We start from the raw sequence: 13,793 nt of genomic DNA, 5'->3' as shown, positions 1-13,793 counted from the left end.
TCGGTTCGCATGCAGCGAAGCGGAATGCGAACGGGGTGGGGTGATCTCTTAACACGGGCACTGTTGGACGCGGAGGGACCGTCACCCCACCCCGCTTCGCATCGCTGACGCGATGTGAAGCGACCCTCCCCCTCCAGGGGAGGGTAAGAACGGCGCCGGTTCCATCTTTATGGAATCCCTATATCTCCGACCCTCCCCTCATCTCGTTTTCAAATGGCGGTCCGGCCATTTTGGGCCTGCGGCCAATGCTTTGGGCCGTGCGCAAGACGAGATGACGCCATGTCCGTGCTATCGCAAAACACCTCGACCGACCTCGGCGAACGGCTGCGCGACGCCTGTGCTGTTACAGCCGAGTTCATGGCCGACATCGTCAACCAGACCTGCCGACGCTTTCCTTCGGCCATGCAGAGCGGCAAGACCTCACGCGTCGAGCGCCTGATCCAGTCCGGCGCGTGGACGGACGCTGCGATCGCGCTGCTCGATCTCGAGCTGCCGCAATGGCAGATCCGCCGCCTGGTCTATGACGAGGGCGAGTGGCACTGCGCGTTGTCGCGCGAACGCGAGCTGCCCGACTGGCTCGACCAGTCGATCGAGACCCACCACACGGATCTCGCGCTCGCGATCCTCTCCGGCTTCGTCGAGGCGCAGCGGATCTCGACGCCCGAGAACCGCACCAGCGTGCCCACCGTCCGTCGCGGCATCAGCACGCTCTACGAGCCGCTGCTGGTCGACAATATCGGCTGACGGCAGCACGATCGTGAACGCGAAACAATTGCCGCGGCAGCTGCAGTCGGTCCAGGTCATGGTCCGGTTCGGCTTCCGGCTCGCCATCATGGTCGGCTTTGCCGTGTTCGCCGGCGCGGGCTTCGGCAGGGGCCTCATCACGCTGCTTTGGATGTCGGCCGTGATCTGCGCCTTCGCCGGGATTGCCAAACGGGAAATGCCGTTGGCCGCAAACCTCAATCACTGGGACGAGATGACCGCCTATGTCGCGCTGTGCGCGCTCGGCACCGGCATCGTCCAACACACCTGAAGTCATTCCTCAAATCCTATGCCGCTCTTATGAAGTCGGCCGCGCTTCGTGCTCGATTTCATATCCGGCAACACAGACATTGATCGCGTGACTTCGACTAAAGCGTTTTCGAGCGAAGCCTGTCCCGGACTTGATCCGGGATGGACACCGGTTCGCGTGAAGAAAACGCGTCAAGCAAGAGAGTAAGGACTCCATCCGTGAAATTCGTCGAACCTCCCTCGTGTAGCGCAACGTCCACCATCGTCTTCATCGGCCGCAATCACCGCGGCCAGTGGGTCGCCCAGCAACAGAACGGCCTCTATGGCGGCCTGTTCGTCAACCGCGCCCAGGCGGTCAAATACGCGCTGTTCGAGAACGGCCAGCATCCCGAAATGATCGTCGAGCTGTCGCGCGAGCTCGAGCTCGATACAAGCGGCGAGATCGCGCCCCTCCCCGCGAGCCGCGTGGCCTGAGCCACCCGATGATCCCGCTGACAACATCGAGATGGGCATCGAAGGCTGATTCGGCCGAATGCCTGTCGGGCTTCATCCCCGATCTTCCGACCCCCTTCAACCACCGGGACGAGATCGACACCGAGGCGTTCGGCCGGCTGTGCGAGCGTCAGATCGCGGCCGGCGCTTCGGCGCTGGTGGTCGGCGAGACTGCCGGCGAAAACGCGACGCTGGTGCCCGCCGAGCGCGTGAAGCTCGTCGAGATCGCCGCCCGCGTCGCGCGCAAGCGGGTCCGGATCATCGCCGGCGCCGGATCGAACGCGACGGATCGCGCCGTCGCGTTCACAAGGGCTGCCGAAGCGGCCGGTGCCGACGCCATCATGTCGGTCGTGCCTTATTACAACAAGCCGATGCCGCAGGGCATGGCGGCGCATTTCCGCGCCGTCGCCGCGGCCACGACATTGCCGGTGATCCTGCACGACATTCCGTCGCGGACCGTGAAAGGCCTCACGGACGAAACGCTGCTCGAGCTCGCCGGATCGCCGCGCTTCGCGGGATTGCGCGACGGCGGCGGCGACGTCGCCCGCCTCACACGCCTGCGTTCACGCCTGCCCGCCACATTCCGGATGCTGACGGGCGACGATCTATCGTCGCTCGCCTGGCTCGCGGCCGGCGGCGACGGCTGCATCTCGACTGTCGCGAACGTCGCGCCCGACCTCTACGTGGCCGTTTACCGGCATTTCCGCGCGGGCCGGTTGTATCAGGCGCGTGAGCTGCATCAGCGGCTGGTGCCGCTCGTAGCCCTGCTGGAGCGGGAGCATCCGGCCGCCCTGAAATTCGCGCTGGCGCTGCTGGGCTTCATGCAGCCGGCGACGCGGCTGCCGATCGTGCAGCTGGGTGCAACCGCGAAGGCCGAGGTCGCGCAGGCGATGGCTGCGCTTGCCGACGAGTATCTTGCAGCGGCGCAGTGAGCAGACGCGCCGCCGCAAGCCATCGCAATGCACAATGGCACGTGCCGACATCGGCCGTGACGCCGCGCCATATTGAGGTTGCGGAACCGCGCCCCATATCCACGGCAAGGGAGTGCTTGCCGTGCAGACCTTCAAGGCGGCTCTCGTTGTGGCGATCGCACTGGTCGCTTTGGTTGTCTCCATCCGTCCCGGTTTGGCCGCGGACAGCAACCGCCTTGCCCTGACCATTTCAATTGATGGCGCGATCGGGCCGGCAGCGGCCAGCTACGTCAAGGACGGCCTGGCCAAGGCGGCCGAACGGCACGCCGAGGTCGTGATCCTGCGCCTGAATACGCCGGGCGGTCTCAGCACCAGCATGCGCGAGATCATCACCGACGTGCTGGCCTCGCCCGTTCCGGTCATCGGCTACGTTGCCCCCTCCGGCGCCCATGCCGCGAGTGCCGGGACCTACATCCTCTATGCGACCCACCTCGCGGCCATGCGCCCGGCACCAATATCGGCGCCGCGACGCCGGTGCAGATCGGCGGCCCGCTACCGGGCCTGCCGGGCAGCACGCCGGACAAGGGCGGCAAGGAGCAGAAGGACGGAAGCAGCCCTGCCGAGCCGAAAGATGCCATGACGGCGAAGGTGACCAATGACGCCGTCGCCTTCATCCGCAGCCTGGCCGAACTGCGCGGCCGCAATGCCGACTGGGCTGAGAAAGCGGTGCGCGACGCCGCCACCCTCTCCACCAACGCCGCGTTGCAGGCCCATGTCGTCGAATTCACCGCGCTTGATCCGGCCGACCTGCTCAGGCAGGTCGATGGCCGGACGGTGGAGCTTGCCGGCGGCAAGACGCAGCGCCTCGCGACGAAGGATGACGTGATCGAAGCGATCGATCCAACCTGGATCTCGCGCGTGCTCGCAGTCATCACCGACCCCAACATCGCGTTCGTGCTGCTGATGGTCGGGATCTACGGCCTGATCTTCGAGTTCATGTCGCCCGGTGCCGTAGCGCCCGGGGTGGTCGGGACGATCTGCCTGCTGGTCGGCCTCTACGCGCTCAACATGCTGCCGATCAATTACGCCGGCATCGCCCTGATGCTGGTCGGGATCGCGCTGCTCGCGATCGAGGCCTTCAACCCGACCGTCGTAATCGGCCTTGGCGGCATCGTCGCCTTCGTGCTGGGTGCCGCCATGCTGTTCCGGATCGAGGCGCCCGGATACCGCCTGTCGTGGCCACTCATCGCCATCGTGGCGGCGATGTTCACCGGGCTCATCCTCGTCGTGCTGGGGGCGCTGCGCCGCGCGCGCAACGGCCCGCTGCGGACAGGTGCGCAAGCCATGCGCGGGCTATCGGCCGAGGTGCTCGACTGGTCCGAGACATCAGGTCACGTCTTCACCAACGGCGAGCGCTGGCAAGCGCGCGGCACCGAGACCTTCAAGGCGGGAGAGACGGTCGAGGTCGCCAACATCATCGATTTGACGCTGGTGGTGCGGCGTGCACCGGCATCCGCCGGTGAAGGAGGTACAGCATGATGCTTGATTATTTCACCTACGGGGCGGTCGCGCTGCTCGTGATCATCTTCCTGACCCAGGCGGTGCGCGTGCTGCGCGAATACGAGCGCGGCGTCATCTTCACGCTCGGCCGTTTCACCGGGGTGAAGGGCCCGGGGCTGATCATCCTGATTCCGGTGGTGCAGCAGCTCGTGAAGGTCGATCTCAGGGTGATGGTGCAGGTGGTGCCGCCGCAGGATGTGATTTCCCGCGATAACGTCTCGGTCAAGGTCAACGCCGTCCTCTACTTCCGCATCGTCGATCCCGAGCGCGCGATCATCAAGGTCGGCGACTACATGGCCGCGACCAGCCAGCTCGCCCAGACCACGCTGCGTTCGGTGCTCGGCAAGCACGAGCTCGACGAGATGCTGGCCGAACGCGACAAGTTGAACGCCGACATCCAGGAGACCCTCGACAAGCAGACCGACGTCTGGGGCATCAAGGTCACCGCGGTCGAGATCAAGGACATCGATATCAACGAAACCATGGTGCGGGCGATCGCCAAGCAGGCCGAGGCGGAGCGGCTGCGGCGCGCCAAGGTGATCAACGCGATGGGCGAGCAGCAGGCCGCCGAAAAGCTGGTCGAGGCCGGCCGGATCCTCGCCCAGGAGCCACAGGCGATGCAGCTGCGCTATTTCGCGGCGCTGCATGACATCGCCGGCGAGCGTTCCTCGACCGTGGTATTCCCGCTGCCGATGAACCTGCTCGATCACCTGGCGCCGCGACGTGAAGCGACGTGATCCGGCTTGCTAATGCCCGCGATGCTTGGCCCGCCAGGCCGGCCCCGGGCCGCGCATGTAATGCGCCTCGGGCCGGTAGCCGCCGATCGGCTCCTCGCCGATCCAGGCGAGGAATTTGAGCAGCCCTTCTGCGGCGTTGCGCAGCAGGGCGACGATGAATGACGCTGCGCGCATCTCAGTAGTCCCACTTCTCGCCGAGCACGGCCGGTGCCCGCGGATATCTCTCGGCATCGCCGCCGGGCATGCCAGCATTGAGATGGGTCCGCGCCCAATCCTCATGGCCACGATGCAGCAGCAGTTCGTTGCGCAGCCGATGGATCTTGGCGGCGGCAATCGCGCGGTGAACAGTCCTGAAGGCCGCGCCGATCCGCCGGATGGTCCGCTTCAGGACCTGGCCGACAGCACCGGTCGAACCGCGCTGCCGGACGTCGTGTAAATGGAGCAGGGTCATATCCCACCTTCCTGTCGGCGGCGCGCGAGCGCACCGCGTCACGCCAGAAGATGCTGGGACGGCCGTAGGAATTCGAGAGGGCACGCCGCAGTGCGGCATAGGAGCCGCATAAAGACCGGCCGGCCCCTGGCAACCCGTCGTGACGGCCCCGGCAAGGCGGAACGCGACGTCCCGGCGCGTGTTGACCAGCTTCTATTCGGTGCTAGCCTTTTTGATTGCGAATTGTCGTCACGCGGATTCAGATGGCCGCGTCGAGGGTGGAGACCATGGACCTCGTATCGCCAAATCTCGCAACCGCCGGGCCCGTCCAATCCGATGGCGTGATCGCGGCAGGCGCCTATGTCGAGGGCCGACGCGTCGCCAATATCGCGATCGACGAGGCCGCAGGCTGGCGCAACAAGCCGGATCACGTGGTGTGGATCGGCCTGCACGAGCCCGACATGACGTTGCTGAAAAGCTTGCAGCGGCAATTCCAGCTGCACGACCTCGCGATCGAGGACGCCGATCACGCGCATCAGCGGCCGAAGATCGAGCAGTATGGCGACGCGCTGTTCATCGTGGCGCGCACCGCGCAGCTCGAGGGCGACGGCATCGCCTTCGGCGAGACGCATCTGTTCGTCGGCGAGGGCTACATCGTCTCGGTGCGCCACGGCGCCTCGACATCCTACGCGACGGTCCGCGAACGCTGCGAGAGCTGCCCGCGCGCGCTTGCCCGCGGTGAGGACTACATCCTCTATGCCATCCTCGATTTCATCGTCGACAACTACTCCCCGGTGCTCGAGACCATCCAGGACGAGGTCGAGAGGATGGAGGCCGAGGTGCTGGCGAGCGCGATGACGCGGGCGCAGATCGAACGGCTCTATCTGCTGCGGCGCGACCTGCTGCGGCTGCGCAACGCGGTCGGGCCGCTCGTCGAAGTCTGCCGCAGGCTGGAGCGCGACGACCTGCCGATGGTGCGCGTCGCGATGCGTCCGCTGTTCCGCGACGTCACCGATCATGTCCGCACCATTCAGGAGCGGATCGACTCGCTGCGCGAGGTGCTCGCCTTTGCGTTTGAAGCAAGCCTGCTGGTCGGTCAGGCCCAGGAAACCGCGATCTCCAAGAAGCTCGCCTCCTGGCTTGCGATCGTCGCCGTGCCGACCGCCGTCGCCGGTATCTACGGCATGAATTTCAAGTACATACCGGAGCTGCAATGGGAGTACAGCTATTTCGTCGTGATGGGCCTGATGCTGGCCGCATGCGGCGCGCTGTTCTGGCGATTCCGGCGTTCCGGCTGGCTATAGGCCGAGATCAGCACGTCGAGCCATCGGGGCCACACAAACGGCTGCGGCGCATCGCAGCCATGCGGCAAACCGTGACATTTTTGGACAATCCCGCCGCCGCTCGGCAGCACCCGGAGCCACCGGTTTACGGTCGGCTGCAAGACCGGTAACGTTGCCTCCCAATGCGACGTGGAGAGTGCCCATGCGGCCCAAAGATCAGACCAACTGGATGCTGACGGATGCGATCGAGGCGCTCGCCCGCGCCGAACGGTTGCACCAGAGCTTCCTCAATTTGCACCCGCGCGCGGGCTCCAGCGAGCCGAGCTGGGAACCGCCGATGGACGTGATCGAGACCGAGCAGGAGATCCTGATCCTGGTCGCGCTGCCGGGGGTCGATCCCGACGAGGTCGAGGCCGCGCTCGACGGCGGCACGCTGGTGATCTCCGGCCGCCGCACCCTGCCCTCCGAGCTGCGCAACGCCCGCATCCTGCGCCTCGAGCTGCCGCAGGGCCGCTTCGAGCGCCGCATCGCGCTGCCGACCGGCCGCTACACCATCAGCCGCTTTGCCGCGCATGGCTGCGTCGGCCTGCGGCTCGGAAAATCGAGCTAGAGGATTTCGCCATGGCTGCATCAGACGTTTCAAGCCCGGCGAGCTCGGCGCCGATCCCGAGCGACGCGACGATCATCGTCCCGGTGCGCAACACCGTGCTGTTTCCGGACGTCATCATCCCGATCACGATCGCCCGCGCGACCTCGATTGCCGCCGCCCAGCAGGCGGTGCGCGAGCAGCGGCCGATCGGCATCCTGCTGCAGCGCGATCCCGAGGCCAACGATCCCGGTCCCGACGGGCTTTATCGCGTCGGCACCGTCGCCAACATCGTGCGCTACATTACCGGCGCCGACGACAGCCATCACCTGGTCTGCCAGGGCGTGCAGCGCATGCGCGTGCTCGACTACCTGCCCGGCACGCCGTTCCTGGCGGCGCGCGTGCTGCAGATCCCGGAGCCGACCACCACCTCGCCCGAGATCGAGGCGCGCTTCCTCAACCTGCAGCGCCAGGCGCTGGAGGCCGCGCAGTTGCTGCCGCAGGTGCCGCAGGAGCTGATCGCAGCGCTGCAAGGCACCACCTCGCCGGCAACCCTCGCCGACCTTGCAACCTCCTACATGGACATCAAGCCGCTGGAGAAGCAGGACATCCTCGAGACCATCGACCTCGTGGCGCGGATGGAGAAGGTCTCGCGGCATCTCGCAGAGCGCATCGAGGTGCTGCGGCTGAGCCAGGAGATCGGGCAGAAGACCAAGGCCGTGTTCGACGAGCGGCAGCGCGAGGCGATCCTGCGCGAGCAGATGGCGACCATCCAGCGCCAGCTCGGCGAAGGCGACGGCAAGGCCGCTGAAGTCGCCGAGCTGACCAAGGCGATTGTGGAAGCCAAGATGCCGCCTGAGGCCGAGAGCCAGGCGCAGAAGGAGCTGCGCCGCTACGAGCGGATGCCGGAGCCGCGGCCGAATCCGGCATGGTGCGCAGCTATCTCGACTGGCTGATCGACCTGCCCTGGAGCATTCCGGACGAGAAGCCGATCGACATCGCGGAGGCGCGCAAGATCCTCGACCAGGACCATTATGGCCTCGAGAAGATCAAGAGCCGCATCATCGAATATCTCGCGGTGCGCAAGCTCGCGCCCGGCGGCAAGGCGCCGATCCTCTGCTTCCTCGGGCCTCCCGGCGTCGGCAAGACCTCGCTCGGGCAATCGATCGCGCGCGCGATGTCGCGGCCGTTCGTTCGTGTCAGCCTTGGTGGCGTGCATGACGAAGCCGAGATCCGCGGCCATCGCCGCACCTATGTCGGCGCGCTGCCCGGCAACATCATCCAGGCGATCAAGAAGGCCGGCGCGCGCAATTGCGTGATGATGCTGGACGAGATCGACAAGATGGGGCGCGGCATCCAGGGCGATCCGTCGGCGGCAATGCTAGAGGTGCTCGACCCCGAGCAGAACGGCACCTTCCGCGACAATTATCTCGGCGTGCCGTTCGACCTGTCGCGCGTGGTCTTCATCGCCACCGCCAACATGCTGGACGGCGTCCCCGGACCGCTGCTCGACCGCATGGAGCTGATCAGCCTCGCCGGCTATACCGAGGACGAGAAGCTCGAGATCGCCAAGCGCTATCTGGTGCGCCGCCAGCTCGAAGCCAACGGCATCAAGGCCGAGCAGGTCGAGATCGATCCGGACGCGCTGCGGCTGATCATCAAGAGCTACACCCGTGAGGCCGGCGTACGCAACCTGGAGCGCGAGATCGGCAAGGTGCTGCGCAACGTCGCGGTGCAGATCGCCGAAGGCAGCACCAGCCACGCCACCATCGCGCCGAAGGACATCGTGTCGCTGCTCGGCCAGCCCAGGTTCGAGAACGAGATCGCGCAGCGCACCAGCATCCCCGGCGTTGCCACCGGGCTCGCCTGGACCCCGGTCGGCGGCGACATCCTGTTCATCGAGGCCTCACGCACGCCGGGCCGCGGCGGACTGACGATCACCGGACAGCTCGGCGATGTCATGCGCGAGAGCGTGCAGGCGGCGCTGACGCTGGTGAAAGGCCGTGCATCGCAGCTCGGCATCGACCCGGCGATCTTCGAGAGGAGCGACATCCACGTCCACGTCCCTGCCGGCGCGACGCCAAAGGACGGCCCGAGCGCAGGTGTCGCGATGTTCACCGCCCTCACCTCGCTGCTGACCGACCGCACCGTGCGCAGCGACACCGCGATGACCGGCGAGATCTCGCTGCGCGGCCTCGTGCTTCCGGTCGGCGGCATCAAGGAGAAGGTGGTCGCCGCCGCGGCCGCGGGCCTGACCCGGGTGATGCTGCCGGCGCGCAACAAGCGCGACTACGACGACATCCCCGCCGGTGCCCGCGCCAAGCTGGAGTTCATCTGGCTCGAACGGGTCGACGAGGCGATCGCCGCCGCGCTCGAGCCCGCCAAGGCGACGCCCGCCGCGGCGGAGTGATGGCAGGCGGAGGGAAACACTCCGTGTCGATCATATCGCCCGGGGCTTACCCCTCTCCCCAACCCTCCCCCGCAAGGGGGGAGGGAGCCCTACCGGCGTGCTCACCTGACGTTACGCCGCAAGAAACATAGACGATGTTTCAACGGCTGCGTGATCCGTCATGCATACGAGGCGCTATGAGTACCGACTTCGTTTTGGAGGTTGCCGTGGCGCGCTTGTAAGGGAGCCAGAGGCGGAGGGGTTCCCTCCCCCTTGCGGGGGAGGGTTAGGGAGAGGGGCGCCGCACGGCGTGCTCTCTCAACTCAATCCTCGTCGCATTCAGAGCGCCGGGCTCAACTCTTGCCCATGCAATCTGAAATGTAGAACCAGCGGTCGTCGCCGGTCAGGCCCTTCTGCTTCACCTCTTTGCGGCAGGCCTTCAGCTTGGGCTTGTTGGCGCGCCACTGCGCCCTCATCTCCTTCAGCTTCTCCATCGTCAGCTTCATCTTCGACGGCTTGGCCGTCGTGGCGGCCGGTGCCGGCGCGGCTGGCGCTGCGGTCTGGGCCGACGCGGCATGAAGTCCTAAGGCGAGCAGCGCGGCGGCAAGGCAAATCCGGGTGCAAGACATTGAAATCCCCCAATCCCATTTCTGTTCATTGAATAAAGCGAACGCCGCGGGCGCCGAAGAAACGGCAACCCGCGGCGATGATTGTCGCGATCAGAGAATTTTGACCGCGCTGAGCAGCGTCATGTAGATGCCCCAGGCCAGCGGAATGCCGACGAACAGCCAGAACAGCGCAGCCTTGGCATCGAGCGCGCCGAACCCGATCCCGTAGGAACCGTGCGGTCCGGCCGCATCGGCGCTGGCGCTCGCCGACTGCAGCTTGGCCACCTCGGCGTCGCTCATGTGCCACTTCGAATCGACCGGCTTGATCATGTAGTTGCAGATGGAGCCGGCGATCAGCATGCCGCACAGGATGTACATCGTCGTGTTGTAGAGTTGGTCGCGCGGCACGCCGGCGGCCAGCTGGAATTCACGCAGATAGTTCACGACCACCGGACCGATGATGCCAGCGGTCGACCATGCCGTCAGCAGACGGCCATGGATGGCGCCGACGAACTGGGTGCCGAACATGTCGGCGAGATAGGCCGGCACGGTGGCGAAGCCGCCGCCATACATCGACAGGATGATGCCGAAGCCGAGCACGAACAGCAGTTTCGATCCCATCGCCGCGAAGGTCGGTGCCAGCGCGTAGAGCACGATGCCGAGGATGAAGAAGGTATAATAGGTATTCTTGCGGCCGATCTTGTCCGACAGCGAGGCCCAGAAGAAGCGGCCGCCGATGTTGAACAACGACAGCAGGCCGGCGAAGCCGGCCGCGATCGCCGCGATCTGCGCCTTCTGAGATGCGTCGAGCGCGTTGAAGCCGACATTGGGCAAACCGATCAGCTTGCCGGCGAAGATCTCCTGCAACATCGGCGAGGCCATGCCGATCACGCCGATGCCGGCCGACACATTGAGGCAGAGCACCCCCCAGATCAGCCAGAATTGCGGTGTCTTGTGCGCGTTGTCGAGATGCACGTTCTTGGTCGAGATCATCGCATTGGCCTTCGCTGGCGGCGTCCAGCCCTCGGGCTCCCAGCCGGCCGGCGGGATACGATAGCGGAACGCGCCGATCATCATGAAGACGAAGTAGATCGCGCCCATGGCGAGGAAGGTTTCCCAGACGCCGACCGAGGTCGGGGTCCTGAAATAGTTCATCAGCTTGTCGGCGAGCGGCGCGCCGATCATCGCGCCGCCGCCGAAGCCCATGATTGCCATGCCGGTCGCCATGCCGCGGCGGTCGGGAAACCATTTCACCAGCGTCGACACCGGCGAGATGTAGCCGAGGCCGAGACCGACGCCGCCGATCACGCCGGAGCCGAGCCACATCAGCCAGAGCTGGTGGGTGTAGACACCGAGTGCGCCGATCACGAGGCCGCCGGCCCAGCACAATGCCGCGACGAAGCCGGCCTTGCGCGGACCGACCTTCTCGAGCCAGCCGCCCCAGATCGCGGCGGAGACGCCGAGCAGCACGAAGAACAGGGTATACATCCAGCCGAGGCTCGCGACCTTCCAGTCGCAAGTGGTCGTGAACAATTCCTGGACCAGCGAGATATCGGGGCACGCCTTCGGCGCGGTCAGCCCGATCGCACGCGACAGCGGCAGCCAGAACACCGAGAAGCCATAGGCCATGCCGATGCACAGATGGATGCACAGCGCGGCCGGCGGCACCAGCCAGCGGTTGAAGCCGGCGGTCGCGATCGTGTGTTCCTTGTCGAGGAAACCTGCGCCTGCCGCGGATACGCGTCCGGCGCTGCTCACTGCGGTCATTGATACCTCCCCTGCAGCCGCCATTACGTCAGGCGCATCTGCGTCTTCGATCCCGTCTCAGCCCTTGCGGCTGCGGTCAGGCAGCTGCGCCACACATTCCCTCGATGCGCCGGGACCAACCACGCGCATTCCGGGAATGTTAACCCCCAATACGATCGGATATGCCAAGCCGTGCAGCCTGAACTGGACGCAGGCCGGCCGTTGTCCGCCGATGTGCCCACATCCGGGCACAACTCCACCTCCGCTATCCGGCGGAGATTATCAATTCGCGCAGAATGGAAAATAGGTGTCGATAGGCAAATGGTAGATATCAGGCTGCATCTAGCGCGTACGCGGCGCTGCAGCATTTGAAATATCTATCGTTCCATTCATCTTCTCGATCAGGAAAACGATCCGGACATCGCTTCGTTCGGTGATCTCGACCTTGTCGCCGGTCTCCTGGATCAGGGCCGGGATGTCGATCACCGAAAGCGGATCGGTGCAGTGCACTTCGAGGAAATCTCCCGCCGTTACGCTCCTGAGGGCCTTGCGCGTCTTCAGCGCGGGCAGCGGGCATTTCAGGCCGGTGAGATCGAGTTTCGTCGTCGTCATGGCGCGACCATGGCGAAGCGGCTGCGCATCGTCAACGGCGGCACGGTCCCACCCTGCTCAGTTCTCGGCTGAGGCCGACGCGAGCACATCGTCGACCGGAATCGCCGAACGCAGCATCAATTCGGCCACGTCCTCGATGTCATCGAGATGCACGACCGGCAGCGTGGTCTTAACGGCAACATCGCTGGCGATCCCGACCACGCGCGGGTCGTCGGGGAACAGCAGCGGCTTGCCGTTGGCGGCGCGGTACACTTCGATCTTGCTGACCGGCTCGCGCTTGAATCCCTCGACCACGACCAGGTCGACGCGCGCCATCTTGGCGAGCAATTCCGGCAGCCGCGGCTCGCTCGCGCCGCGCAACTCGTGCATCAGCGCCCAGCGCCGGGTCGAGGACACCAGCACCTCGGTCGCGCCGGCCTGCCGATGCACCCAGGAGTCCTTGCCGGGCACGTCGACATCGAATTCGTGATGGGCGTGCTTGATCACGGAGACGCGCAGCGCCCGGCCCAGCAGATGGGGGATCACCCGCGACAGCAGGGTGGTCTTTCCGGCGCCGCTCCACCCTGCGAGGCCAATCACTTTCATCCACGTCTCCGAAGGCACATAGCGTCCACGCTGCTTATATCAGCCTTGACGCAATGTCATGCCAGCCTCGCCGGCCGGATTGGATCCGGCTAAGCTCCTGTGCACACTCGCCCCTGCTACGAGTTGACAGGACGCCCCGGCTTGGCAGGCCTTGCCAACCGGCTCTCCCTCGGAGGCTGGAAACGCGACCGGAGCCGCTTCCGCGCACGCTGCGTGGCGACCGCCAGCACCTCTTCCAGTGTTGTGTTCCTAAAACGAAGCCTTCTCAACATCGCACCGCTCCCTGAGCGGGTGGAGCCCCATCGGTCGGTCAGCAACGCCGCCTGCGACAGAGCGCGATAATGGATAACTTGCGACGGGACGCTTTGCTCCAAGCGCCCCATTGCCTCCGTCTCATGTCGCGCGCCATCCCTCTATCCAACGGATATACCTCGAAGTTTCCAATGCGCCGAGCGACCGGAACACGATAAAATGCGTCCCCGGAGGGTCACGTATGCCGCGCTCGCCTTCGATCGTGCCGCATCAAATCGACCACGACACCTATCTGGTGCTGAACGATTTCGGCCGGCTTGGCCGCGCCTGGTGCGAAACCGACGAAGAAGGCGCCGACCGGAAAACGCTGATCCGCCGTCTGCTGGATGACCAGTACAGCCATCCGGTCCGCATCGTGGCCTTCAACACCAACGAGGGATGGTCCCGCGACGTGACGACCGACATCGCCGACGAGCTTCGGCGCCGTTTCGTCGAATACGAGGAGGTCCCGCGCTCCGTGCTGGAGTTCGTGGAGACCGCCATGCGGCACTGAGCCGGCCGGATTGATCCACGTTAAGTCCCTTGAACCGC

The 13,793-nt window shown here is 65.6% G+C and carries 14 protein-coding genes and 2 pseudogenes; 10 read left to right on the top strand and 6 right to left on the bottom strand.

The annotated features are described in order from the left end of the window. Window positions 1-279 precede the first annotated feature (279 nt). From AKN84_RS42810 to AKN84_RS42785, 6 genes and pseudogenes are all read left to right on the top strand, one after another. Window positions 280-744 carry a hypothetical protein gene (locus AKN84_RS42810; protein ID WP_050426350.1) on the top strand — a complete coding sequence of 155 codons (465 nt, stop codon included), beginning with the start codon at window positions 280-282 and terminating at the stop codon, window positions 742-744. Window positions 745-757: 13 nt separating this feature from the next. Continuing rightward, entirely contained in the window at window positions 758-1,033 is a 276-nt protein-coding gene (locus AKN84_RS42805; protein ID WP_050426349.1) for a hypothetical protein, read from the top strand. A 197-nt stretch (window positions 1,034-1,230) separates the two neighbouring features. Next, window positions 1,231-1,485, top strand: a complete 255-nt coding sequence (locus tag AKN84_RS42800) for a hypothetical protein (RefSeq protein WP_050426348.1) — start codon at window positions 1,231-1,233, stop codon at window positions 1,483-1,485. Between the two features lie 8 nt (window positions 1,486-1,493). Further along, on the top strand, window positions 1,494-2,435 hold the full coding sequence (gene dapA, locus AKN84_RS42795) for a 4-hydroxy-tetrahydrodipicolinate synthase (protein WP_050426347.1): 942 nt from the start codon (window positions 1,494-1,496) through the stop codon (window positions 2,433-2,435). A gap of 121 nt (window positions 2,436-2,556) precedes the next feature. Beyond that, a pseudogene (locus AKN84_RS42790) lies at window positions 2,557-3,953 on the top strand (NfeD family protein). Then, complete coding sequence (locus AKN84_RS42785) at window positions 3,950-4,711, top strand: slipin family protein (protein ID WP_050426346.1); 762 nt, start codon at window positions 3,950-3,952, stop codon at window positions 4,709-4,711. The pseudogene AKN84_RS42790 and the gene AKN84_RS42785 overlap by 4 nt, the downstream one beginning before the upstream one ends. 9 nt (window positions 4,712-4,720) lie before the next feature. On the opposite strand, the gene AKN84_RS46960 is transcribed toward AKN84_RS42785, so the two are convergent. Both AKN84_RS46960 and AKN84_RS47930 read right to left on the bottom strand, forming a co-directional pair. Further along, window positions 4,721-4,885, bottom strand: coding sequence for a hypothetical protein (locus AKN84_RS46960; RefSeq protein ID WP_244485783.1), 165 nt, complete (start codon window positions 4,883-4,885; stop codon window positions 4,721-4,723). A gap of 1 nt (window position 4,886) precedes the next feature. After that, window positions 4,887-5,162 carry a hypothetical protein gene (locus tag AKN84_RS47930; protein WP_050426345.1) on the bottom strand — a complete coding sequence of 92 codons (276 nt, stop codon included), beginning with the start codon at window positions 5,160-5,162 and terminating at the stop codon, window positions 4,887-4,889. A gap of 266 nt (window positions 5,163-5,428) precedes the next feature. On the opposite strand from AKN84_RS47930, the gene corA reads away from it, so the two are divergent. The 3 genes and pseudogenes from corA (at window position 5,429) to lon (ending at window position 9,420) form a co-directional block, all read left to right on the top strand. Next, the gene (gene corA / locus AKN84_RS42775) at window positions 5,429-6,445 is read left to right on the top strand and encodes a magnesium/cobalt transporter CorA (protein WP_050426351.1); all 1,017 of its coding nucleotides are present in this window, start codon (window positions 5,429-5,431) and stop codon (window positions 6,443-6,445) included. Window positions 6,446-6,626: 181 nt separating this feature from the next. Beyond that, entirely contained in the window at window positions 6,627-7,034 is a 408-nt protein-coding gene (locus AKN84_RS42770) for an Hsp20/alpha crystallin family protein (protein WP_050426344.1), read from the top strand. 11 nt (window positions 7,035-7,045) lie between these two features. Next, window positions 7,046-9,420, top strand: a pseudogene (gene lon / locus AKN84_RS42765) (endopeptidase La). 332 nt (window positions 9,421-9,752) lie between these two features. Here the strand turns inward: lon and AKN84_RS42760 are convergent. The 4 genes from AKN84_RS42760 to mobB form a co-directional block, all read right to left on the bottom strand. Beyond that, window positions 9,753-10,028, bottom strand: a complete 276-nt coding sequence (locus AKN84_RS42760; RefSeq protein WP_050426342.1) for a hypothetical protein — start codon at window positions 10,026-10,028, stop codon at window positions 9,753-9,755. A 90-nt stretch (window positions 10,029-10,118) separates the two neighbouring features. Continuing rightward, window positions 10,119-11,774 (bottom strand): OFA family MFS transporter, encoded by a 1,656-nt coding sequence (locus AKN84_RS42755; protein WP_050426341.1) that lies wholly within the window; start codon window positions 11,772-11,774, stop codon window positions 10,119-10,121. Window positions 11,775-12,095: 321 nt separating this feature from the next. Next, the gene (locus tag AKN84_RS42750; RefSeq protein ID WP_050426340.1) at window positions 12,096-12,365 is read right to left on the bottom strand and encodes a sulfurtransferase TusA family protein; all 270 of its coding nucleotides are present in this window, start codon (window positions 12,363-12,365) and stop codon (window positions 12,096-12,098) included. A 57-nt stretch (window positions 12,366-12,422) separates the two neighbouring features. Then, entirely contained in the window at window positions 12,423-12,950 is a 528-nt protein-coding gene (gene mobB / locus AKN84_RS42745) for a molybdopterin-guanine dinucleotide biosynthesis protein B (RefSeq protein WP_050426339.1), read from the bottom strand. A gap of 493 nt (window positions 12,951-13,443) precedes the next feature. Between mobB and AKN84_RS42740 the strand changes: the two genes are divergently transcribed. Next, on the top strand, window positions 13,444-13,755 hold the full coding sequence (locus tag AKN84_RS42740; RefSeq protein WP_050426338.1) for a hypothetical protein: 312 nt from the start codon (window positions 13,444-13,446) through the stop codon (window positions 13,753-13,755). Window positions 13,756-13,793 lie beyond the last annotated feature (38 nt).

This window comes from Bradyrhizobium tropiciagri, from assembly GCF_001189845.1.
Classification (GTDB): Bacteria; Pseudomonadota; Alphaproteobacteria; order Rhizobiales; family Xanthobacteraceae; genus Bradyrhizobium; species Bradyrhizobium tropiciagri.
Note: the sequence above shows the minus strand (reverse complement) of the source record. Positions and strands in the feature narration are given on the sequence as shown.

Coding starts and splice junctions, on each gene's coding strand:
- AKN84_RS42755 (WP_050426341.1), bottom strand. CDS start 11,774: ATGACCGCAGTGAGCAGCGCCGGACGCGTATCCGCGGCAGGCGCAGGT.
- AKN84_RS42810 (WP_050426350.1), top strand. CDS start 280: ATGTCCGTGCTATCGCAAAACACCTCGACCGACCTCGGCGAACGGCTG.
- AKN84_RS42760 (WP_050426342.1), bottom strand. CDS start 10,028: ATGTCTTGCACCCGGATTTGCCTTGCCGCCGCGCTGCTCGCCTTAGGA.
- AKN84_RS42785 (WP_050426346.1), top strand. CDS start 3,950: ATGATGCTTGATTATTTCACCTACGGGGCGGTCGCGCTGCTCGTGATC.
- AKN84_RS42770 (WP_050426344.1), top strand. CDS start 6,627: ATGCGGCCCAAAGATCAGACCAACTGGATGCTGACGGATGCGATCGAG.
- AKN84_RS47930 (WP_050426345.1), bottom strand. CDS start 5,162: ATGACCCTGCTCCATTTACACGACGTCCGGCAGCGCGGTTCGACCGGT.
- corA (WP_050426351.1), top strand. CDS start 5,429: ATGGACCTCGTATCGCCAAATCTCGCAACCGCCGGGCCCGTCCAATCC.
- AKN84_RS46960 (WP_244485783.1), bottom strand. CDS start 4,885: ATGCGCGCAGCGTCATTCATCGTCGCCCTGCTGCGCAACGCCGCAGAA.
- dapA (WP_050426347.1), top strand. CDS start 1,494: ATGATCCCGCTGACAACATCGAGATGGGCATCGAAGGCTGATTCGGCC.
- AKN84_RS42750 (WP_050426340.1), bottom strand. CDS start 12,365: ATGACGACGACGAAACTCGATCTCACCGGCCTGAAATGCCCGCTGCCC.
- AKN84_RS42740 (WP_050426338.1), top strand. CDS start 13,444: ATGCCGCGCTCGCCTTCGATCGTGCCGCATCAAATCGACCACGACACC.
- mobB (WP_050426339.1), bottom strand. CDS start 12,950: ATGAAAGTGATTGGCCTCGCAGGGTGGAGCGGCGCCGGAAAGACCACC.